Genomic DNA, 21,929 nt, shown 5'->3' with positions numbered 1-21,929 from the left:
GACATCATCATTTAGGCGCTGCTGAATGATGCAGCACCAAGCGTGTTGGTTGGGTAAATCTTTAAATCATCCTTTGATCCTCCTTTGGTCTTTAATAATTGGTTTATCTTTTTTTAGTCCTTGTTTTTTACGGTAACTGTTTTTTTGTTGATTTCGAATTCAAGGCCGGCTCCACGTTTGATCAGCTCCAGGGCTTCGGCCAGGCTCACGCTGCGGCTGATGCTGCCCCCAAAAGTTTTCTTGCTGATCGGGCCCTGGTAGACGACCTTGATGCCATACCAGCGTGATAGCTGTTCCATGATCTCTGGGATCTGATCGTGCTCGAAATAAAAGTAACCCTGCCGCCAGGCGGTTTCTTTTTCAATATTGGCTTGTGACACGCGCATGTCACGACCGTCGAATTCTACTTTTTGTCCCGGTACAATGCGCTTGCTTGTCTTGTTTTCGTTGGTCAATTCGATACTGCCATTCAACAGGGTGACATTGGAGATGGCATTGTGGTAAGCCTTGAGGTTGAAGCTTGTGCCCAGCACTTTAATCGCGCCATGTGTGGTGCTGACAATGAAGGGACGATTTTGGTCGTGGGTCACTTCAAAATAGGCTTCACCACGTAGCATTACGTTTCGGCTCGTCTTGCTGAAGGCCAATGGGTAGCTGAGTTCGGAAGCTGAATTGACCCAGACTTTGCTGCCGTCTGGTAACACCATGCGATAGAACCCGGATTCGGGTACGGTCAGGGTATTTTTTAAGCTGGCAAGTTCGGCCTGCTGGTTGCTTGGCTTATAGTGCAGCTGTCCGTCGGTGATCTGGAGCTGTTCGCCATATTTTTCCTGTAGGGTAGCCTGCTGATGGGACAGTTCGACTACTTTGCCATCGGAAAGTGTCAAGGTGGCTTTCTGTCCACCGGGTAAAACATCGTTTTTATACTGATGGGTCTGATCGGCGACGATCTGCTTATCCATGTTTGGCCTATTCAGGAACAAGGCGATTCCGATGAAGACCAGTAGGCTGGCTGCGATGCCTGTATAGAGGCCGATCTTTCGTATTTTTCGCTGTGCTAAAAGGGGGCTGGCTGCTGTGACTTGCTGGTAATTTAGGATGTTGATCCTTGCTTGATCCAGGTCTAGGTTATTCCAGAATGCGGCGTCGCTGGATTTGAGGCCCTGACGGGTCTGTTTCTCCCACTGTTGGCGCAGGGAAGGATGATCTTCCAGGATCTTTTGGAGGGCCTGTGCATCGGCTTCGCTCAGTGTCCCGCTAAAGTGCTTGACTAAGAAGTCTACGAGTATAGATTGCTGATCCATCATGTTTTTCGATTGGCTGTATAATGGGAAGAGCCAAAAGAAATGTAAAAGGATGGAATGAAAAATTAAAAAATTTTTAAAATGCTGTTAGTCAGTAAGTAAAAATAATAAAAGTGCGAGTGCGCTAGCATCCAGACGTGCTCTGAGGAGCTGGATGGCTCTTTTTTTCTGGCTTTTGACGGTATTGATGGAAATGGTCAGGTTGTGGGCGATTTCATCGTTGGAGAGCTTATCGAAAATGGCCATATGTAAGACCTGTCTACAGCCCTGTGGTAGTTGGTGGATGGCTTTCATCAGCTGGTCGATGACTTCGGCTTGGATCATGGCATCCATGACGGTCTGTTCTTCGATCATGTCGGCATCGAGCTGATCGATGTACTTGTTCTTTATTTTTTCGTTCCGAATGTGTTTCAGGCAGTTGTTGCGGATGGCAATAAACAGGTAGCCTTTGCGTGCATGATCATCTTCCGGCAGGATATTGCGGCCCTCGCAAAGTCCAGCAAAAAAGCTCTGCACAACATCCTCGGCCAAAGCCTGGTCATGGAGGATATTGTTCGCAAAGAGGCAAAGCTGCTTGTAATATTGCTGAAAAAGCGATTCAATATTGTATGGTAAAGCGATCTGCAAGTTTTCCAACGGATTTATGATGTTTTAAGAAATCGACATAACAGGAGCTCGAGGAGCACGGTATAAATATAGGGAAATATGCTCGCCTTTTTTTTGCGAAGGGGTTGTGGCGGCCTTATTTTTTCGAAAACGTTTGCGCTTAAACTGCCGCACTGTACCATATCAATCCATCCCCATTCTGAGGTCTCATAAAATTTAGGTAAAAAAAATGGCAAAAAGCACCCTTTGTCCCCCAGACTAGGGTGCTTCTTTTTTTTTGCTGTCGGGCTTTAGCTGCGTATTTCGCGGCGCATAAAAATGGAATAGGCCCAGGCAAAGCAGACCATCATGGCTGCCGTGAGCCCACTGATCTGTGGCCACACCATCAAAAAGCTCTCCCGGAAGGAAAGTGGGGCCGGGATGGCTCCGACCATCTGCTCCATGGCGATCGGACCGAGGCTGCGGACCGAAGGCATCAGCAGCGTGGTGGTCGCATCGGTATAGAGCTGGCTCGGCGATAGGCGCATCAGATTTAAGATAAGCTCGTTATAGCTCAGGTATTCCTGCTCCGAAATATAATTGGGGTTGGGCAGGAAGGGCCTGATCAGCAGGTTGACCAGGATGGGGAAAAACACGGTGAAAAAAAGCCAGATCCCGATGGCGGTCAGCGCCGAGGTGGCGGGCTGCCGGAACCGGATGGACAGGAGCATCGACAGGCTCAGCCAAAAGGCCACATAGAGCACACTGATCAGGGTGAACCCCATGATCCGCAGGACCTCCTGGACTTCAATGCGTACGCCTGTGCCGAGCAGGCCACCTCCGATCATCAGCAGCACCAGGGCGACAAACAGTGTTGACACCACGATCAGTGGGGCCAGGAACTTGGCAAATAGCAGGTTGTCGCGGTACAAGGGTTGTGCCACCAGCCGCGTCAGCGTGCCCCCATTGTATTCGGCATTGATGGCGTCAAAGCCCAGGGCGATCCCCAGCAATGGTGCCAGAAAATTGAGGAAAACATGGAACGGGGGGATGCTGTTGTCTGTCGTCGTCAGCAGCTTGAGGTACAGAAAGGACTTGTCCGGATCCTTGATGTTGCTGACGGCATCTTTCAGTCCCGTGGACGATATGTAAAGTGATGCGCCATAGGTCAGTACGATCAGCAGGATCAGCACGATAAAGCGCCAGCTGCGGATATGAGTGGCGATTTCCTTGTTGATCAATACCTGGATCGGTACCGACGGACGGTTATTTGGTAATGATACCAGTGGATTTCTCATGGTCATTGATGGTGTTACGGTGCTCGAAATAGGTGTTATAGATGTAGTCCAGTGCATAGTCATTGCGCTGCACGGCGATGATATTGGCGCCCTGCTGGACCAGGAGGCGTACGGCCTCGGCCGTGGCATCCTGCTCGGTCTTGAGCTCGATGTGCTCTTCATGCACCGAAAGTTGACGGAGGCCCGGCAGTGCCTGTAGGGCTGCTTCAAACTGGCTGCTGCGGCCCTGGCTGTTCTCCAGGCTGATCTGGGTGGTGACGCCTTCTTTCTGCTGGAGGCCCTGGGCAAGGCTGTCAATGGAGCCTTGGGTGAGCAGCTTGCCGCCCACGAAAATCCCCACGCGGTCGCAGACGCGCTGCACCTGATGGAGGTGGTGCGAGGAGAGCAGTACGGTCAGGTTCTGCTCTTTGCTGAGCCGCTTGATGAGCTCCAGGAACTCGTCCACACCCTTGGGGTCTATGCCCAGGGTAGGTTCGTCCAGGATGGCGACTTCGGGTGTTTTGATCAGCACCTCGGCGAGGCCCAGGCGCTGTTTCATGCCCCGCGAAAAAGCACCGGTCTTTTTGCGCATGTCCTGCTCCAGTCCCACGGTATGCAGCATATCTTGGGCATGGCTGCGGGCCTGGGGTCTTGCCAGGCCATTTAATTCGGCGATGAATGTCAGGTTTTCCAGGGCCGTCATCTCGGGGTAGAAACCGACATTGTCGGGGAGGTAGCCTACCTTGCGCTTGACGGCGATGGGGTTGCGGGTGGCATCATGTCCGCAGACATACGCTGTGCCGGAGCTGGGTTCGGTGAGGCCCAGCATCATCAGGATGCTGGTGGTCTTGCCCGCACCATTGGGACCGAGCAGGCCGAAGATCTCACCCCGATAGATGGTCAGGTCCAGGGCGTCCACGGCTTTGGTGGGACCATAGCTTTTGCTGAGGCCGGTCAGTTGAATAATAGGATCCTTCATGTTGACTGTCTTTTTTGTGGGTTCAACTCGCTTACCTTCTTCCATATTTGCGGATGAGATAATACACCAGCCCGATGGCCAATAGGATGATCAGCATGCCGATCCAGCCCGAAAGCAGGGAGGTCTTCACGATCATACGGAACGAGACATCCGCTGTGCTGTTGGATGATTTTACATCAAATTTGGCGGCGTAGTCGCCAGCGATGGTCTTGTCGGGCACGCGCAGGTTGACTTTAACATCCATCGATTTGCCGGCTTCGAGCTGCTGTATATTGGCGGGGGTGAAGGTCGCTTCCCATCGGCTGGGGAGCTGTGAGCTAAACTCCAGGCTGTTGAGCGGGAGTGTTCCTGTGTTTTTGACTTTTAGGAGGATCTCTTTGCTGCTGCCGGATACCACCTCGTCGCTGAGCCGCCCGCTGGGGGTGCTGAACTCGAGGGCATAGGAGCCTTTCACCACGGCTTCCAGGTTGAGCGCCAGGTTGTCTGTGGGGGAGCTGGCTTTCAGCGGAATCTTATAGGTATCGGGTTTGGCGCTGATGGGACAGCTGATCTCGATGCCGATCTCCTGCACCTTGCCCGGCTGCATCTGAATGGAGGTCACCAGCGACCCGTCCACACGGTAGCTGATCTGCCAACCCGTGGGCAGCTGTGCGCTGAGGTTGTAGATCTGCGTCTGCGAAGTACCATTGGTCAGCGTGGTACTGTAACGGAAGGGTTCATTGCTCGGCGCTTCGATGTTGAGCAGCCGGGCTTCAAAGTTGGACTTGCTGGGGTTGAGGGCTTGCCCGGACAGGTAAAAACTGTTGGCCAGCACAAATACGGCAGTAATAAATGCCTTGAAAGATAACGGTCGTTGTGTGTTTGTAATTAGTACTGTTGTGAACATGATCCAATAACTAAAATTTATATTTAAATGAATATTTAGCTTTTAAAAAATGTTGGTTTCTGGCACGATTAGCCTTTTTTGAAGAAACCAGGTCCAAATTAAAAATCACTCCGATAAAAATCAAGCCTGTGGCAAAAAAACAATTGTAAAAAATGTGTTTAAATTACGGGGGGCGGGGAAACTATTTAATCAACATATGCGGCATTCCAGTAGATAGAATGCCCATATGTTGATAATGTGTATTTATTTGAATTGCTAAGTTGCCAGGATGCCCGCACTTCTTAGCTTTGTTTTTAAGTCCCGAAGCTCTACAAGTATTTCCTGTACTTCTGCTTGGCTGTATGTAGCGCTCGGTGGCACGGATGTGTCAGAAGAAGCTGCTGCTTGATTAAACGATCTGATAGCAGGATTAACAGTTAAAAAATCTGTCCCTGTAGGCAGACTCTCTATACCAGCTGCAGATTTAATAAATTTTACATCTTCGTCTGCAAGAGATCCGCTAATAAACAGATCGCTAAATGTTGCAGCTATATTACTGTCTTTCACAACCCCCTTTATAAATAACATATAAGTATATAGACCATTGCTGTCTAAAGGGGTTCTTACCCAATATATATTAGAGGTTATTAAAGTTTTATTAGTGGTGGGAGTGGAGCTTTCGAGTGTAGATATAACGTTAGCACTTTTAATCATAAAATGAAGTCTACATGTGTCGACATTCATCCTGTTATCAAACATTTTTACTTCTCCGGCTATCCGTTGGCCATCTCTTATTTTAAATTCTGCAATTTTATAGTATTGAGCCGGCACCATATTTTGGGTCCAGACTATGGTATCCTTATTAACAGAATAATAATCTTCTATTTTTAAATTAAAGGAGCCGTTGACCTCAGTTTTAGTAGGGGTAGCTGTCGTTATCAATCCGGTACTTTTATTTTGACCCTCTCCGAACAAAACATTTATCTTATTAGTCGTAGTATTGGATCCAAAGTTAAAGTCCTGTTTGAAAGCATTAACAGGTGCCCCTACAATTTTATTAGCTAATATGTTTAGATTTAATTTATTATAGAAGTTCAAAATTTGAGATTGGGTGCCTTGAAATATGATTGCATCAGTAATGGCATCTATTTCGTTATCTACGACATTTAAATTTACGACTTGTGGTGTTGTTACTCCACCTACTTGTCCTCCAAAATTAGAAGCTATTCTAATACCTCCAATACATTCTCTTATTGTATTGCTATATACAGATGCCACACCTCTAGGTAATCCATTGGTTAAGAAAATTCCATTTGAACATCTTAAAATCGTATTATTGTATATGATTAAACCTATTGGCCATCCTTGCGAAGTAATCCCTGTTCTAAAACCCTCTGGAGAAATAGAAGAAATATAATTATTGTCAACTCTTGTGTTCTCAGTTTTATCTGCGTAAGAAACATGGTCTACAACAATAGCAGCACGTTCTCCTACCGAGGGATCAAAATTATCGTGCCAGATATATAGATCTTCAAAATTTTGAATACACTTATTATTTGTAATACGGGTCCCTGTGCAGTTGCGATAATTGTGTATCATATGATGTGCAGCATTTAGCACATAATTATTTTCTATCAAAGCATTATCAGCAGAGTGCACACTAATAGAGTCTCTGTAAGTTTGCTCAACTCTACAGTTGACAACTTTTGGATTCTTAATTTTAGTGCTACTTCCCCAGGGACCTATTGAAATACCTGCCCAGCTGGCGCCTAAGATGGTAACACCATCAATCAAGATGTCGTCACCATTTACACCTATAACAGAATGCCCGTAATATTTTGAACTTCCTGAAGGATTTGTAGAAGGGATACAAGCGTGTATCTTATAACCATTTTCTAGGACAAAGTTATTGTCTATATTATCATCTATGGTCATATTATACAGTTTAATACCATGCCCCTTAAGCTGTAAAATTGGAATTCCTCCATTTCCTGTTCCAAGCATGCCAGAATTGTCTTTCTGTTTAAGGATAAAGCCATTACCTTGGATAACACAATTATCAGTATTGATTTCTAAAGTTGTAGAGACTTCCACCGTTACGCCTTTAGGAAGATTGATAGATATCGCCTTGCTGTTAAATAAATGCTGTAATTGTTCTTGATTGTTATTTGTCGCTACAACGCTGGATAACCCATAATATAAAGCATCGATTGCCTTACCTTCGAAACTAGTTTTAAGTATAATGGAGCCAGTTGTTATAGTATCACCTTTGTTGTCCAGTCCTGTATTGGTTAAATAATATTCAATAGATGCTGGGGTATCACCTGCTTCATAATAACCTAATAACTGGACGCCTTCGTAAGTTCCTTGCTTCAATGCTTCGATCTCACTTGCGAGCAGATGCTTCATATCTGCCATTGTTTTCTTGATTAAAAATTGATTTGCCATATTTTATTGATTTAAATTGTACATACTGCAAAAATATGGTCGTTGAAGAGGTTGTTTGCAGGAAAAAAATGGTATGTAAGCGGTATGCGGGAGATACCGAAAAGTATTTAGGATATGATGAAAGTACGCTAATATGCGCTTTGCTGATTGAGTAAATCCGGTAAGTCAACAAGGAGAAGACGGAACTGTAAGGCGTTTTTTTTGGAAACTATTTAGAAGTGAGGATTGTCCTTTTAGTATCCATATGGAAGGATAATTTAGTTAGAAGGTCAGGTCTCGATGGACCTGGCTTTTTTTCAGGTCATGACGACCTGCTGTTGATCCTTTGCATGGTATAGGTTGGATTAAAAATGGATTAATATGAGAAGGGAACAAATTGAAGAATGGATCGCTGAAGGATACAATGTACTGGACCATAAGAAACCCAAGGTGGTGCAGGGCGATGTCTGGGAGTACCTCAATACCTGTGATGGGCATGGTACGGATATTTTTGCGCTTTCTGAACTCGCCAGCTGGTCTGATCGGGAACTGACGGAACTCGACATGAAGGAATACATCGACCGGCATGGACAGCTCGGTGAAAAGATATTCCTCCGCAATGAGGCGATCCGCATCAAGGAGTTTGACAAATATGAAGCCTTCCTGCGGATTTTCTTTCCTGACAGCGTGGAGAAGGAAGTGGAGGAGGCCCGCTTCCTGGCCGACAGGGTGCGGCGCGTCAACAAAGAGGAAATGGAGCAATGGGTGGTGAGCAACCGGGTGAATGTGCTGCTGTCTGACTTGCACTGCTGCGACGAGAGGGCCATACTGACGGGCTTGGTGATCCCCTCCGAGGAGGTCGTCAGCTACACTGAGGATGGGCTCCAGGATGTCATGGACTGCCATGTGACGCCCATGGAATTCTTTAGCCACAGCGATGCGGTGTCCTACTGGATCGATCCCAAAGTGAAGGTCTAATGGATGCTGCCGGCCTGCCAGAAATGGGGATGATATGCCCCCCCCCCCCCCCGGATGCTATTCGGTAAAACGTAGCGCTTGATTTCCTATATTTTCGTTAATTTTAGTACCGCATAGGTAGGATAACATAATGGCTATGATAGGTATAAAGCGGTATATGACGGGCGAGGGGCATGCAGCACCCATGCGCGTGCTCAGGTATAAGACCCTGTACTGCACAGAGGGCAATGCCCGGGTTTTGGTCGATGAAAAGCTGTACCAGCTGTCGGAGCAGGAGCTCCTGACCATTACCTCGGGGCAATACCATCAGGTGCAGGCAGTAGCAGGCGAACTGCTTGCCCTGGATTTTACGCTGGATTATTTTTGTAAAAACGACCATGATATCGAACTTATCTTTCACAATGGCCTGTTCTGCCATTTTGGGATGACCGAGGTGATCACCATGGGCAACGTGGCTTACGTCAATCAGCTCTTCAGCCAGCTGGAACGGGAACTGGAGGAACGGCCATATCAATACTTGTTGTCTGCCCATGCCTTGATCGAGCTGCTGCTGGTCGAAATAAACCGGCATAAAATCGCCAGTGGTGCGGAGATCTGGAAACCCGATGCCCTGTTTCTGCGCTTTCTGGAAGCGGTGCGGGATAATTATCCCAATAGCCTGACAGTGGCTGATTTTGCCTTGCTGCTCGGGACCAGCGAATCCAAACTCAATGAACTGGCACGCCTGCATACCGACAAGACCGCACAGCATGTGATCTATAGCCTCACCATCTCTGAAGCCAAGCGCCTCCTGCACTACGAAAAACTGACCATTAAGGATATTGCCTACAGGCTGGGCTTTAATGACCCCTTTTACTTTTCCAATTTCTTCAAAAAACATACGGCTTTGTCCCCCAAAGCGTATAAAAAGATGATGCTGACCTAAATATTATATGTTTTTTCCCGGATTGTCTATTCTTTGGCCATCGGTTATTGCGGTTATTTGTGTAAACCAACTGAAACAATGATGAATACAAAAGTCGAAAACTATCTGGTGCGGACAGCGCAGGCTGAATGGAAGCCGCTCATCGAAAAGGGGATATCTTATACGGGTATTTTCGTGAAATCCTTGCGCTCTGATCCCGCAAGCGGCAGGTCGTCCAGCATCCTCCTGAAATTTGAGGCTGGCGCAAGTTACCCTTATCACAATCACCCTGCGGGGGAAGAGCTGTTTGTCCTGGAGGGGGCGGTGACGGTGGCCGACACCTTATTAAAGCCGGGTGATTACCTCTACACGCCGCCAGGTTTTAAGCATGCCGTGGCGAGCGATACGGGCTGCGTGATCTTGTTTGTCGTGCCCGAAGAGGTGGTGATCCTGTAAGAATACGGTATTTGCAGCCTGTCTGTCATACAGTAGGCTTACACAATAGACCTATGTGCGACAGCCAGGCTGTGTGCATGCTGCAAATCGACTACCGCGCCGATGACGATAATGGCTGGATGGCCAAGTCCATGCTCCTTACTTGCCCTGACGAGATCTTTGGCTTTGCACAATACCTGTTTTTGCTGGGGCAGACTCGCATGCTGTATAATAGCCGCCGGCGTTTCTCCTCTGCCATAGAGTACATAGGTGCGGGCTATCTCGTCGAGTTTGCGCATCCCCATGTAGATCACCACAGTAGACCGGCTCTGGACAGCCAGAGGTAGATCGGCCGATAGGCTCCCATCTTTTTTCATCCCGGTCAGTGCCCATACGCCTTCACTGATGCCACGATGTGTCAAAGGGATGTCGTTGATGCCCGCGCCTTGCATGCTGCTGATGCCCGGAATGTAAGAAACCGCAATATTTTTCCCCTGTACGGTAAGCCATTCTTCAAATCCGCGCCCAAAAAGATAGGGATCACCGCCTTTTAACCGGACCACCCGGTCGTAGCGGTCACAATAATGCAGGATAAGCTCGTTTATTTCTTCCTGGGGAACGTATTTTCCATAGGGATGTTTGCCGACATAGTGTTTTACACAGTTTTTATTTGCTATTTGGAGGATTTCTTCATTGATTAAGTTGTCATAAAGGATAACTTGTGCACTTTTTACTGCTTTATAAGCTTTCATGGTCAATAATTCTGGGTCGCCAGGGCCAGATCCTACAATAAATAACGATGTTTTGCTTAATTTTTTCATGTTATTATGGTTTTGTGTAAAATTTATATGTAAATCTATTAAAAAATCTGATATAAATCATGAATTATTGGATTTTAGTAGAGATTTTTTTGAAAAAATATTATAAAAATCATATTTATGTTGATTTTTTAATTTTTTATTCCATAAATTAGTGTTGTTAAAACAGTAAATTGATTTTTTATCAAAAAAAACAGCAATTATGGAAAGAAAAAAGGTTGTTATCGTCGGAAATGGTATGGTTGGTAATAAGATTTGCGAAAAATTAAAGCATAAATCTGATAATCTGGATATAATTGTGTTTGCAGAGGAACCAATCCGTGCCTATGACCGGGTGCATCTGACCGATTACTTCAAAGTTTCGTCCATGGCGGAGCTTTTCTTGTCAAAAGAGGAGTGGTATGCGGAAAATAACGTTAAAATTCATCTAAATGATCCGGTTGTTGATGTAAACCGATCAAAAAAAGAAGTGCATTCATTACAGGGGCTTATTGTTCCCTATGACTACCTGGTCTTTGCGACGGGTTCTGCTGCTTTTGTACCGCCCATTCCGGGAGTGGAGAAGGAGGGGGTGTTTCTCTATCGGACCATTGAAGACCTGGAGCTGATCAAAGCTTATGCGGCTAAAGTCAAAAAAGGTACCGTCATGGGGGGCGGACTGCTAGGGCTGGAGGCGGCCAAAGCGCTGGTAGACCTCGGCTTGGAAGAAACGGCAGTGATTGAATTTGCGCCCCGCCTGATGCCGCGTCAGATTGATGACAGCGCCAGCCTGCTCCTGCAAAACAAGCTGGCAGCATTGGGACTGAGCTGCTTATTGCAAAAATCAACAAGTCAATTGCTGGGAGAAGAACGCCTGACGGGAATCGCTTTTCAGGATGGTTCATCCATCGAAACGGATCTGCTGGTGATATCGGCGGGCATACGGCCGCGGGATGAACTGGCCAGGAAAATAGGGCTAGCCATCGGTGAGCGAGGCGGGATTGTGGTCAATCCGCAGATGCAGACCTCAGACCCTGCGGTATATGCCATCGGCGAATGTGCACTGGTCAATGATATGATCTATGGCCTGGTGGCGCCGGGCTATGAGATGGCTGAAATAGCAGCCGAACATATCCTGGGGGAAGAAAAGTCCTTTAAGGGATTTGACATGAGTACCAAATTGAAACTGATGGGGGTGGATGTGGCCAGTTTTGGGGATCCCTTTATCAGTGAACCCTATGCACGGACTATCTTGCTGGAGGACCGTAACAAAGGGATCTATAAAAGGTTGAACGTCAGTACCGACGGTACGCGCCTGCTTGGGGGGATACTGGTGGGGGAGGCCACAAGCTATAATATGCTCTTGCAGATGGTCAACAACAGCATGCCGCTGGCGGAGCATCCTGAGCTGCTCCTGATGAGCGAGCAGGGGGCGAGCAAATCGGCCTCCACAGGTTTGGAAGCCTTGCCTGATGGTGCCTTGATCTGTAGCTGTGAAGGGGTGACCAAAGCGCAGATCTGTGATGCGGTGATCAATGGGAACTGTGAAAATGCAGATGCGGTAAAGAAATGCACCAAAGCGGGATCGGGCTGCGGCGGCTGCGTGCCGATGGTGAAGGACCTGGTCAACTACACGATGAAACAGCAGGGAAAATATATCCGCAGTACCATCTGTGAGCATTTTGACCTGAGCCGGCAGGAACTCTATGACCTGATCAAGATCCATGAACTGAAGAGCTATGACCAGGTGCTGGATGCCCTGGGTCGTGGGCATGGATGTGAGGTCTGTAAGCCGCTGGTATCTTCTTTGCTGGCTAGCCTCTGGAATGAGATGATCCTGGGCAAAGGAAATGATGTGGCGCAGGATAGCAATGACCGTTACCTGGCCAATATACAGAAGGGTGGGACCTACTCGGTTGTTCCACGTATCCCTGGTGGGGAGATTACGCCGGACAAGTTGATTGTTATTGGCCAGGTGGCCAAGAAATATAAGCTGTATACAAAAATTACGGGCGGGCAGCGCATTGATTTGTTTGGTGCACATCTCAATGATCTCCCGCTTATCTGGGAGGAACTCATTGCTGCCGGATTTGAAAGTGGACATGCCTATGGCAAGGCCTTGCGGACGGTCAAAAGCTGTGTGGGCAGTACCTGGTGCCGGTTTGGCCTGCACGACAGTGTGTCCTTCGCCATAAAAATAGAGGAGCGTTATCGTGGGCTCCGGGCGCCACATAAGATAAAATCAGCGGTGAGCGGCTGTATACGTGAGTGTGCCGAGGCGCAGAGCAAGGACTTTGGTATCATCGCCACCGAAAAAGGCTGGAACCTCTATGTCTGTGGTAATGGTGGTAGCAAACCACAGCATGCCCTGCTGCTGGCGGCTGATATCGACAGTGAGACCTGTATCCGTTACATCGACCGTTTCTTGATGTTCTACATCCGTACAGCCGACCCTTTGACGCGTACCGCTACCTGGCTCAATAAGATGGAAGGCGGAATCGACTATTTGCGGAATGTTGTGGTCGAAGATAGCCTCGGTATGGGGGAAACCTGGGAGCAGGACATGCAGCTGCTTGTCGACAGCTATCGCTGTGAATGGAAAGTTGCCGTGGAAGATCCGGAAATCCGCAAACGCTTTGTCCATTTTGTGAATGCTCCAGAGGAGCGGGACGAATCGGTACGTTTTGATACCATGCGCGGCCAGAAGAAAGCCGCTGACTGGAACCTGAAAACGTATTAAAAGCCATGGGCAATAGCATGGACTGATGAAATCATTTACATAGAATCGCTAAACCTTTAAAATAAAAATCACATGAACACGCAAATTGACCTACAAATTGACCTGCAGTGGCTGAAGGCCTGCCAGATCGAGGATGCCATTGAAAATGGTGGTGTCTGTCTGAAGTTGAATAACGAACAGGTGGCCCTATTTTATTTCGCCCGCCGCAATGAGTGGTATGCCACCCAGAATGAATGCCCACATAAACGGCAGATGATTTTGAGCCGTGGGATGCTTGGCTCCTTGGGGGAGACCCCAAAAGTGGCTTGCCCGTTTCATAAAAAGACCTTCGCACTGGATACGGGCGAATGTCTTTCGGGTGATGAATGTGCGATCAAAACGTATCCGGTCAAGGTGGAGAATGGGACGGTGTATATTGGGATGACAGCTTAAGCCCGAGCCCTATAATTGAATAAAAACCTTTTAAAGCAAACAAACGATGGATTATATTAGCCCCAAAGAGGTGGCCGGTGTGATGATGAACACCGCTATCTATAAATCTTCGCTCCCGATCAAAGACCTGCTGATTCGGGGTGCCTTGTCAGGTGCCTTACTGGCGATCTCCGTTACGCTCGCACTATTGGCCACGGCGCAGACCGGGCTGGGGCTTGTCGGCGCATTTGTCTTTCCTGTGGGATTTGTGATCATTGTCATCCTGGGCCTGGAGCTCGTCACAGGAAGTTTCTCCCTGGTGCCCCTGGCTTGGCTGGAAGGAAAGATCAATTTTAAGGCAATGGCCAATAACCTGTTCTGGGTTTTCCTGGGTAACTTATTGGGCAGTGTCCTCTTTGCGCTCTTGTTTTGGGCTGCGAGCACGGAAACTGGACAGGCTAGCCAGCTTGGCAATATCGAGCATAGCCTGATCCTGATCAGTGAAAAGAAAACCCTGGGCTACGGCAATCATGGTGCTGCCGGGTTATTTTCAGCCTTTGTCAAAGCCATTCTCTGCAACTGGATGGTCTGCATGGGTGTGGTGATGTCCATGACATCCAAGTCTACCTTAGGTAAGATCCTGGCCGCGGGCATTCCCATTTTTATCTTCTTCGCCTTGGGCTATGAACATGCGGTGGTCAATATGTTTGTGATCCCTGCCGGGATGATGTTTGGTGCCAAGGTGACGATGTCGGACTGGTGGCTGTACAATCAGCTGATCGTGACAGCCGGTAATATTGTTGGGGGGCTGTTGTTTACGGGAATGGCCATTTATTATACTTATCACCGGAAAGAACAGGTGTCCACCTCTCAAAACTAGCTATTATGCAACGAATAGAAAATAGATGTATCCGGAAAAAGTGGGCCGGGGTAGTGTTGCTCCAGCTGCTTTTTTCGGTCGTTTTTTACCAGGCTTATGCGCAGGAAAAAACAGTGAAAGCAAGTTTGTTCGAAGGTGTCGTGGTGGCGGGCTATACCGACAAAGGTGCCTATGTCAACTGTACGGGGCCAGCGATTAAGTATAGTTTTGCCCCGAAGGGGAATATCCTGTTGGGCTTGCTGCCGAGCCTGAAAATGAAGGAAGATCAAGTGGAAGAGGGGAAGCCCAAGAATGCCTGGGTCACCCCGACACTGGGAGTTGGCCTGACTGCGGTGTTCAGGCACCTCGCCGTTCAGCTGCCTGCCTTCTACAGCCCGAAGACCAGTACCGCAGACGGGAAGTGGAAGCTTGGGGTCGGGCTGGGCTATAAATTTTAAAATGACGTATTTTTAGGGAAATATTTACGCCGGGGAGTACAAGATCATTTCAAATTGTTGGCTCCCCTTTTTTATACTTCTTGTTCAGAAGCTAATCTGTTTAGCTGCTGGAAATTTTTAATGAAAATTTTCTTTCCCTCCACCCTGATTGCTCCCATCTGTATAAGTTCGCCAAGCATGCGATAAAAGGTCTCATAGGTAGTGCCCACGTAGGACGCCAAGTCCTTCTTGCTTAGTGCAAGACCGATGTAACCATCACTAGCCCCTGCGCCAAAAATACGGTGGAGCAGTAGTAGACTCCAGGCTAATCTGTTTTTAACGGATAGTTGGACAAGATTGCACATCTTCTGCTCCGAAAGCTGTAACTCGTCAGCATAAAATAGCATGAGTTGATAGCTTAGCTCAGGGTTGATGCGTAGCGTTGACATAAAAAAGGGTAGATCAACAAAGCATAATTGTGTTGGTTCCAATGCGGTAGCTGAAATTGGATAGACAGCCTGTTCGGAAGAAACACCCCGATGACCGACAGTATCACCTTTTTTTGCGAATCGGACAATAATATCTTTGTCGCCAAGGTTACGATGCACCTTGACAAGTCCAGATTGTATAAAATAAATGCCACGGACAGCTTCTCCTTCAGTGATAAACTGCTGACCTTTTTTTACCTGAACCTGTTTTCGATGCAGATCGATCTGGCCAAGCCAATCCTTTAAAACATAGCGGCACATCAGGCAGGAGTGGTCACAGGTCATTGCTTTTTTTGATTTCATCAATATTTGTTCCAGGTGCAGAAGTGATTTTACCTGTCCAAAGGTATCACCTATTCACTTAAATTCCTATTTTGTCTCCATAAAAGCGGACGATAAGGCAATTTTAAATTTGCAGATTCGTATGGTATGTTGATTTAATATTTTGGAGATAATTTTCTAATGTCGATAATTTGTGCTCATAGCGGTCTATTTTTGATGCAACAATAACGTTAACTATACAAGCCTGGGGGGGACCAACGAATTTTTACTTATATTTGAGTTACGTTTGATCAATTATAATAACCTAGTGAAAGCGAGACAACTTATTCTTCTATGCATTTTTGCAATAGCTTACTGTACACCACTACATGCAAACAAAGTAGATTCTTTATTGCAGGTCTTGGACAAAACGATAGGGAATCGGACAGTTTATTTAGATGCCAAGATCCATCAGATTGATTCAATCAAAGGTCTATTAAAAGGCCTTTCAGGAGACAAAGAGCGCTATGAGATCCAAAACCGTTTAATTTTTGAATACCAGACTTTAAACTGCGATTCTTCCCTTGCTTATATTGGTCGCAATATCGCGATAGCCAATCGACTCAACGATAAGATGCTCATGACTGAAAGCCAGACCAAATTGGCTTTTGTCCTTTCGATCTCTGGATTGTTTACCCAGGCATCTGAGGTACTGGAGAAAATCGATTATGATGGTCTGCCAGATCACCTTAAGGTACTTTACCACTGGAGCAATATCCGTTATTATGAAAACTTAATCAAATACACGGACCACGATACTTACAATAGCACTTACGAAGCCGAAATTACTAAATCTAGAAGTAACCTCATGGAGTTGCTTGACCCGAATTCGGATATGTACCTCAAGGAGAAAGCATTTAAGCTCAAAGCAGATGGTAGGTTCAGCCAGTCCCGCGATATCCAGCTGCGGTTATTTAATAAGGAAAAGAACGATACGCATAGCTATGGGATGTCCGCAATGGGGCTTGCTATGATTACTAAAGAACTGGGCGAAATGCAGCTTGCGGAAGAATATCTTATTAGGGCAGCAATAGCAGATGTCCGTCTAGCGATTAAGGAAAACGAATCATTATTGACCTTGGCGATTTACCTGAATAAAAAAGGCGATGTAAATAGAGCATTTACTTATATTCAGGCTGCCTTGGATGATGCTAATTATTACAATTCCCGCTTCCGTAATACCGTGATCGCACGTACTCAACCTATTATCGAAACTACTTATCTTGCCAAGATCGGCCAACAACGTAAAAATCTACGTGTGTACGCAATCGTAGTCAGCATATTCGCCGTTATTTTAATCCTCACGCTCTATTTCTTATTCAAGCAGATGAAGATTGTATCCCGTGCCCGTAGGAAACTCAATATGACTAATGAGCAGCTGAAGCTCGTTAACCATAAATTGGACGAGGCCAATCTCGTCCGTGAACGGTATATCGGTTATTACCTCAACCAGTGTGCGGTGTATCTGGAGAAACTGGATGATTTTAGGAAAAATGTGTACCGTAAAGTCAAAAGTCGACAGTTGGATGACTTACAACAGCTGACTTCCTCTAATGAATCCCTGGAAAAATATGCGCAGGATCTTTATGGTGATTTTGACCGGACTTTTTTGGAGGTATATCCCAATTTTGTTGATGAATTTAATAACTTGCTCCGGCCGGATGAACGGTACCAGCTGAAAAAGGACAAACTCAATACCGAACTCCGTATTTTTGCCCTGATTCGCCTTGGGATTGCTGATGTCAATCAGATTGCTATCTTTCTGCGCTATTCGATGCAAACCATCTATAATTATAAGAGCAAGGTAAAGAGTAAGGCCATCGATGATGCCCAGCATTTTGAAGAAAAAGTACGAAAACTGGGTGGAGTATCCACAAATCAATTCTAAATCATTTACCAAAACAGCTTACTTGATGTTTTGTAACTTGTTGTCTGTTAGTTGATTGTTGTATTTTATTCGTTGTAATCGTTTACTAAGAGCCCTACTTGCACATGCAAGTAGGGCTCTTGCGTTATACTTTTGTTTTTAAGGAAATGCCGATAGAACCAATACCAATTTAATATATCTATTTTTAAGTTTTACCTATCGTCATCCTTGTACAACTTCAATCTTATGGGAAATTATTCTAGAAAAATCTTTTTTGCAGGATTTGTCGTTCTCCTGTCTTTGGGAACAGCTGTTCGGACTGTTGCACAACAAATTTCGCCTTTTAAGGATGGCGATCGCGTGGTCTTTTTGGGAAATAGTATTACAGATGGTGGGCATTACCACGCCTATATCTGGCTGTATTACCTCACACGTTTTCCCGAAATGAAATTGAAGGTATTCAACGCCGGAATCGGGGGTGATCGCGTGGTGGATATGCTCAGAAGATTAGATGGCGATGTGTTCAGCAAGCAACCTACGGTATTGATCACGACTTTTGGTATGAACGATTCAGGCTATTTTGAATATAACGGTGATCAGCCGGAGATTTTCGCTGATACTAAGGTAAAAGAGTCATACGATGGCTATAAAGAAATGGAAAAACGATACAAAGGGTTGGTCGATACCCGCCTGGTATTGCTGGGAAGTACTCCTTATGATGAAAATGTGGTGATCAAGGATAATAAGCCCTTTAAAAATAAAAATAAGGCTATGAAACGCATTGTTGATTTTCAGCGTGAATCGGCCAAAAGCAATGGCTGGGAATTCTATGATTTCAATCAGCCGATCAGCGCAATCAATGCGAATTTTCAACAAAAGGATCCGTCCTTCACCATATCGGGAAGCGACCGTGTACACCCGGATAATAATGGGCATATGGTCATGGCTTACTTATTCTTGAAAGCACAGGGATTTGCCGGTCAAGGGGTAGCTACAGTGGGCATTGACGCCTCGAATCAACGTGTGACAGAAGCAAAGAACTGTACGGTTGAAAATGTCAAAAAAGCTGGAAATAACCTCAGCTTTGATTATCTCGCGGCGGCATTGCCTTATCCTATGGATACAGTCGCTAGAGGCTGGGGGGCTAAATATAGTCAGCACGATGCCGTTAATATCGTCCCTTTTATGGATGAAATGAATCAGGAAATATTGCAGGTAAAGGGACTTAAAGGAACGTACACCTTATGGATTGACGATCAGGAAATCGGTGTATGGTCTGCTGCGGATCTCGACAAAGGAATCAATCTGGCGAATCAGACACGGACACCACAATATCAGCAGGCATTGAAAGTGATGTTCCTCAATGAAGAACGCTGGGAGATTGAACGTCGCTTCCGTGATCTGGCCTGGGTGCAGTATAATTTTTTTCTCCCAAAAGGATTGTTGAATGCCGACAATCGAAAGGCAATCGAGGTCATGGACCAACATGTGGCCACAGATGGTTGGTTGCGCGCAAAAAGAGATCTCTATGCCAAAGCGATGTATCCTGAAGTACGTGCGGCCTGGCAAAGCCAAATTGATGATCTACAGCAGCGGATGAATGAAGTAAATCAACCTGTTAAACGGTCTGTTCGTCTTGTGCAGCTGAAAAAATAATGGCATGACCGGGTTGAAAAAAATAGCAGTTATTTTGTTCCTTGCGTTGGTGTCAGCAGCTGGACTAAAGGGGCAGCAGCAAGCTTATTTTGTCGATGGTTACCATGGTGGGGTTTACGGTCATTATCCGCTCTGGGTAACAACATTTATGCTCGACCATCTGGAAGCATCGCCAAGCTGGCGAATTGGACTTGAGATCGAACCGGAGACCTGGGATACGGTCATGGTCAAGGATCCTGCTGGCTATGCACGCATGAAGGAATGGGCGAAGGATCCGCGTCTGGATTTTACAAATCCAACTTATGCGCAACCTTATCTGTATAATATCTCTGGTGAAAGTATCATTCGCCAATTTACTTATGGCATGGCTAAATATCATTCGCATTTTCCGGGTATTAATTTTACAACCTATGCTGCGGAAGAGCCTTGTTTTACAAGCAGTCTACCTCAGATCCTCAGGCAATTCGGATTTCAGTATGCGGTACTTAAAACTCCAAATACCTGCTGGGGAGGCTACATCAGGGCACATGGTGGTCAATTTCTGAACTGGGAAGGACCTGATGGTACGGCAATCCTTACGGTACCCCGTTATGCAAATGAGGCTTTTGAAAAAAACTCCACCTGGCAGACTACGGCCTGGATCAATACTGCGGACTATTGGAAGAGCTGTTATGATGCTGGAATTACGAATCCAGTCGGTATGTGCTACCAGGATGCTGGATGGAAAAATGGTCCGTGGATGGGAACCGGCGAACAAGTAAAAAATAATGTGCGTTACACTACCTGGACGGAATATTTTCGGTCGGTCCCAGCTGGACTAACCGTGCCTAGTTGGAAAATGGGGCAAGAGGATATTTTGGTCAACTTAATGTGGGGTAGCCAGGTGTTGCAGCGCATCGCACAACAGGTGCGCCAGGCTGAAAATCACATACTGCAAGCTGAAAAGATCGGAGCCATGGCTTTTATGGATCATGCTTTTGTACCAGATGGTAAGCGCCTTGACGAAGCCTGGCGAACGTTGATGATGGCTCAGCACCATGATTCCTGGATTGTGCCTTACAATAAGTTGCATCAGGAGCAGACTTGGGCGCAGGCGATCGAGGACTGGACCAACAATACCTTGAACATTGCGGATCAATTGATCCAGCAGGCAAATGCTTCTTATGCCACTTCCACGCGGAGTACTAATTCGCAATTGGGCTATATCCGGGTTTATAATACGCTAGCCCGGCACCGAAAGGAATGGGTACAGGTGCGCTTACCTGCAGATGTGGATGATGTCACCGTGTGGACTGGAAAGCAGCAGGTACTGCCCGCTCATTGCTACCAAACGGATCTCGGTAAGGTCCTGGAATTTGAAGCAGAGGTGAATGGCTTTGGCTATGCTACGTATCAGCTTAAGCCGGCTCAACCTTTTAAGCCGGGGCAATCTAAATCGGGTGAACGACGAAAAATCGTCCGCTTTGATACCGAAGGCAACTGTATTCTCGAAAATGAATTGTACAAGATTGTGCTGGACAAAAAGCAGGGTGGAACAATCAGGAGTCTGATTGCCAAATATGCAAAGCATAAGGAATTCGCTGCACAAGATGGGGGGTATCGGATGGGAGAAATCACAGGGCATTTTTATGAAGAGGGGAAATTTTATTCTTCAAAGGATAGCCCCGTAACGTTCACTGTCGTACAGGATGATGGGTTGAAAACAACGGTTAAAATAACCGGGAATATCAATGGGCATCCTTTTGTTCAGTTACTGTCGCTAGTAGCAGGACAGCAACGCATCGATATAGATCTGTCCATCGACTGGAAAGGTAATGTTGGGATCGGTGAATATAAGCAACAACAGAAATGGACAGACAATAGACGTGCTTTTACGGACGATCGCTATAAGTTGAAAGTCATGTTTCCCTCAACTATAAAGCATGGGGGAATAGCCAAAAATGCTCCTTTTGACGTCACTGAAAGCGGCTTAGAGGATACCTTTTTTGGCCAGTGGGACCAGATTAAGAACAACATTGTGTTGAACTGGGTAGACCTCTTTGACGAAAATAGCCAATATGGTCTCGCGGTAATGACCGACCATACAGGGTCATACGTCCATGGTAAGGAATTCCCTTTGAGTCTGACGGCACAATACTCGGGTTTGGGATTGTGGGGGATGGATTATAAGATCACTGGACCTTTACACATGCGCTATGCATTGATACCACATGAAAAGAATTGGAATATAGCGCGTATCGCAGACCGAAGCAATGCCTGGAACGAACCATTGCTGGCGTACTATTATCCCAATGTGGAATTCAGAGATCGTCAGCTGATCACACTCTCGGATGATCAGCTGGAGATATCGGCCTTGCAGCTGGACCATGGACAACTTAGCTTACGCCTCTTTAATACGAGCAATAAACAGGCCGCATCAACTGTCGCCATAAACTTTCCTGCGACTTCGCTACAGGAAGTCCTGCTGAATGGTGAGCAAAAGGGGAGTATTCCCTTTAGAAAGATGGCAGAGAATAGGAAAGCTTTCGTGGCACAACTGCCAAAGTTCGGAATCAGGACCATTCAGATCAATAAATAGAACCTAAAAAACGATAAATTA

General features: G+C 46.4%; 18 protein-coding genes. 10 read left to right on the top strand and 8 right to left on the bottom strand.

Features of this window, described 5'->3' with window-relative positions; genetic code table 11:
* Nucleotides 1-113: 113 nt before the first annotated feature.
* The 6 genes from HX021_RS13355 to HX021_RS13330 form a co-directional block, all read right to left on the bottom strand.
* Nucleotides 114-1,307 (bottom strand): FecR family protein, encoded by a 1,194-nt coding sequence (locus HX021_RS13355; RefSeq protein ID WP_286590899.1) that lies wholly within the window; start codon nucleotides 1,305-1,307, stop codon nucleotides 114-116.
* An 84-nt stretch (nucleotides 1,308-1,391) separates the two neighbouring features.
* Complete coding sequence (locus HX021_RS13350; protein ID WP_286590898.1) at nucleotides 1,392-1,940, bottom strand: RNA polymerase sigma-70 factor; 549 nt, start codon at nucleotides 1,938-1,940, stop codon at nucleotides 1,392-1,394.
* A gap of 260 nt (nucleotides 1,941-2,200) precedes the next feature.
* Nucleotides 2,201-3,187 (bottom strand): ABC transporter permease, encoded by a 987-nt coding sequence (locus HX021_RS13345; protein ID WP_286590897.1) that lies wholly within the window; start codon nucleotides 3,185-3,187, stop codon nucleotides 2,201-2,203.
* Nucleotides 3,156-4,145: an ABC transporter ATP-binding protein gene (locus HX021_RS13340; protein WP_286590896.1), complete on the bottom strand. Its 990-nt coding sequence runs from the start codon at nucleotides 4,143-4,145 to the stop codon at nucleotides 3,156-3,158. Before HX021_RS13340 ends, HX021_RS13345 begins: the two co-directional genes overlap by 32 nt.
* A 31-nt stretch (nucleotides 4,146-4,176) precedes the next feature.
* Nucleotides 4,177-5,031, bottom strand: a complete 855-nt coding sequence (locus HX021_RS13335; protein ID WP_286590895.1) for a COG1470 family protein — start codon at nucleotides 5,029-5,031, stop codon at nucleotides 4,177-4,179.
* Nucleotides 5,032-5,286: 255 nt separating this feature from the next.
* Nucleotides 5,287-7,458: a right-handed parallel beta-helix repeat-containing protein gene (locus tag HX021_RS13330; protein ID WP_286590893.1), complete on the bottom strand. Its 2,172-nt coding sequence runs from the start codon at nucleotides 7,456-7,458 to the stop codon at nucleotides 5,287-5,289.
* Nucleotides 7,459-7,818: 360 nt separating this feature from the next.
* On the opposite strand from HX021_RS13330, the gene HX021_RS13325 reads away from it, so the two are divergent.
* The 3 genes from HX021_RS13325 (at nucleotide 7,819) to HX021_RS13315 (ending at nucleotide 9,775) form a co-directional block, all read left to right on the top strand.
* Nucleotides 7,819-8,415, top strand: a complete 597-nt coding sequence (locus HX021_RS13325; protein WP_286590892.1) for a hypothetical protein — start codon at nucleotides 7,819-7,821, stop codon at nucleotides 8,413-8,415.
* A 136-nt stretch (nucleotides 8,416-8,551) separates the two neighbouring features.
* Nucleotides 8,552-9,340: a helix-turn-helix domain-containing protein gene (locus HX021_RS13320; protein WP_286590891.1), complete on the top strand. Its 789-nt coding sequence runs from the start codon at nucleotides 8,552-8,554 to the stop codon at nucleotides 9,338-9,340.
* A gap of 78 nt (nucleotides 9,341-9,418) precedes the next feature.
* Complete coding sequence (locus HX021_RS13315) at nucleotides 9,419-9,775, top strand: cupin domain-containing protein (RefSeq protein WP_286590890.1); 357 nt, start codon at nucleotides 9,419-9,421, stop codon at nucleotides 9,773-9,775.
* A 38-nt stretch (nucleotides 9,776-9,813) separates the two neighbouring features.
* Here HX021_RS13315 and cobA read toward each other — a convergent pair whose 3' ends face one another.
* Nucleotides 9,814-10,575 carry a uroporphyrinogen-III C-methyltransferase gene (cobA, locus tag HX021_RS13310; protein WP_286590889.1) on the bottom strand — a complete coding sequence of 254 codons (762 nt, stop codon included), beginning with the start codon at nucleotides 10,573-10,575 and terminating at the stop codon, nucleotides 9,814-9,816.
* A 199-nt stretch (nucleotides 10,576-10,774) separates the two neighbouring features.
* Between cobA and nirB the strand changes: the two genes are divergently transcribed.
* The 4 genes from nirB to HX021_RS13290 all read left to right on the top strand — a co-directional run bounded on the left by nirB (nucleotide 10,775) and on the right by HX021_RS13290 (nucleotide 15,019).
* Nucleotides 10,775-13,291 carry a nitrite reductase large subunit NirB gene (gene nirB, locus HX021_RS13305; protein ID WP_286590888.1) on the top strand — a complete coding sequence of 839 codons (2,517 nt, stop codon included), beginning with the start codon at nucleotides 10,775-10,777 and terminating at the stop codon, nucleotides 13,289-13,291.
* 72 nt (nucleotides 13,292-13,363) lie between these two features.
* On the top strand, nucleotides 13,364-13,723 hold the full coding sequence (gene nirD / locus HX021_RS13300) for a nitrite reductase small subunit NirD (RefSeq protein ID WP_286590887.1): 360 nt from the start codon (nucleotides 13,364-13,366) through the stop codon (nucleotides 13,721-13,723).
* 46 nt (nucleotides 13,724-13,769) lie between these two features.
* On the top strand, nucleotides 13,770-14,582 hold the full coding sequence (locus tag HX021_RS13295; RefSeq protein WP_286590886.1) for a formate/nitrite transporter family protein: 813 nt from the start codon (nucleotides 13,770-13,772) through the stop codon (nucleotides 14,580-14,582).
* 5 nt (nucleotides 14,583-14,587) lie between these two features.
* Nucleotides 14,588-15,019 (top strand): hypothetical protein, encoded by a 432-nt coding sequence (locus HX021_RS13290; RefSeq protein WP_286590885.1) that lies wholly within the window; start codon nucleotides 14,588-14,590, stop codon nucleotides 15,017-15,019.
* A gap of 71 nt (nucleotides 15,020-15,090) precedes the next feature.
* Here the strand turns inward: HX021_RS13290 and HX021_RS13285 are convergent, their stop codons facing one another.
* On the bottom strand, nucleotides 15,091-15,789 hold the full coding sequence (locus HX021_RS13285) for a Crp/Fnr family transcriptional regulator (RefSeq protein ID WP_286590884.1): 699 nt from the start codon (nucleotides 15,787-15,789) through the stop codon (nucleotides 15,091-15,093).
* A 286-nt stretch (nucleotides 15,790-16,075) separates the two neighbouring features.
* On the opposite strand from HX021_RS13285, the gene susR reads away from it, so the two are divergent.
* The 3 genes from susR (at nucleotide 16,076) to HX021_RS13270 (ending at nucleotide 21,908) form a co-directional block, all read left to right on the top strand.
* Nucleotides 16,076-17,695, top strand: a complete 1,620-nt coding sequence (gene susR, locus HX021_RS13280) for a SusR family glycan utilization regulator (RefSeq protein ID WP_286590883.1) — start codon at nucleotides 16,076-16,078, stop codon at nucleotides 17,693-17,695.
* 225 nt (nucleotides 17,696-17,920) lie between these two features.
* Nucleotides 17,921-19,330: an SGNH/GDSL hydrolase family protein gene (locus HX021_RS13275; protein WP_286590882.1), complete on the top strand. Its 1,410-nt coding sequence runs from the start codon at nucleotides 17,921-17,923 to the stop codon at nucleotides 19,328-19,330.
* A 4-nt stretch (nucleotides 19,331-19,334) separates the two neighbouring features.
* On the top strand, nucleotides 19,335-21,908 hold the full coding sequence (locus tag HX021_RS13270) for a glycoside hydrolase family 38 N-terminal domain-containing protein (protein WP_286590881.1): 2,574 nt from the start codon (nucleotides 19,335-19,337) through the stop codon (nucleotides 21,906-21,908).
* Nucleotides 21,909-21,929 lie beyond the last annotated feature (21 nt).

Source organism: Sphingobacterium sp. N143, from assembly GCF_030325625.1.
GTDB lineage: Bacteria > Bacteroidota > Bacteroidia > Sphingobacteriales > Sphingobacteriaceae > Sphingobacterium.
This window is presented reverse-complemented; position numbering and strand designations above follow the sequence as displayed.

Bases quoted from the DNA above. Each gene is read 5' to 3' on its own strand.
- HX021_RS13355 (WP_286590899.1), bottom strand. From the start codon at position 1,307: ATGATGGATCAGCAATCTATACTCGTAGACTTCTTAGTCAAGCACTTT.
- HX021_RS13345 (WP_286590897.1), bottom strand. From the start codon at position 3,187: ATGAGAAATCCACTGGTATCATTACCAAATAACCGTCCGTCGGTACCG.
- HX021_RS13340 (WP_286590896.1), bottom strand. From the start codon at position 4,145: ATGAAGGATCCTATTATTCAACTGACCGGCCTCAGCAAAAGCTATGGT.
- HX021_RS13335 (WP_286590895.1), bottom strand. From the start codon at position 5,031: ATGTTCACAACAGTACTAATTACAAACACACAACGACCGTTATCTTTC.
- HX021_RS13330 (WP_286590893.1), bottom strand. From the start codon at position 7,458: ATGGCAAATCAATTTTTAATCAAGAAAACAATGGCAGATATGAAGCAT.
- HX021_RS13325 (WP_286590892.1), top strand. From the start codon at position 7,819: ATGAGAAGGGAACAAATTGAAGAATGGATCGCTGAAGGATACAATGTA.
- HX021_RS13320 (WP_286590891.1), top strand. From the start codon at position 8,552: ATGATAGGTATAAAGCGGTATATGACGGGCGAGGGGCATGCAGCACCC.
- HX021_RS13315 (WP_286590890.1), top strand. From the start codon at position 9,419: ATGATGAATACAAAAGTCGAAAACTATCTGGTGCGGACAGCGCAGGCT.
- cobA (WP_286590889.1), bottom strand. From the start codon at position 10,575: ATGAAAAAATTAAGCAAAACATCGTTATTTATTGTAGGATCTGGCCCT.
- nirB (WP_286590888.1), top strand. From the start codon at position 10,775: ATGGAAAGAAAAAAGGTTGTTATCGTCGGAAATGGTATGGTTGGTAAT.
- nirD (WP_286590887.1), top strand. From the start codon at position 13,364: ATGAACACGCAAATTGACCTACAAATTGACCTGCAGTGGCTGAAGGCC.
- HX021_RS13295 (WP_286590886.1), top strand. From the start codon at position 13,770: ATGGATTATATTAGCCCCAAAGAGGTGGCCGGTGTGATGATGAACACC.
- HX021_RS13290 (WP_286590885.1), top strand. From the start codon at position 14,588: ATGCAACGAATAGAAAATAGATGTATCCGGAAAAAGTGGGCCGGGGTA.
- HX021_RS13285 (WP_286590884.1), bottom strand. From the start codon at position 15,789: ATGAAATCAAAAAAAGCAATGACCTGTGACCACTCCTGCCTGATGTGC.
- HX021_RS13275 (WP_286590882.1), top strand. From the start codon at position 17,921: ATGGGAAATTATTCTAGAAAAATCTTTTTTGCAGGATTTGTCGTTCTC.
- HX021_RS13270 (WP_286590881.1), top strand. From the start codon at position 19,335: ATGACCGGGTTGAAAAAAATAGCAGTTATTTTGTTCCTTGCGTTGGTG.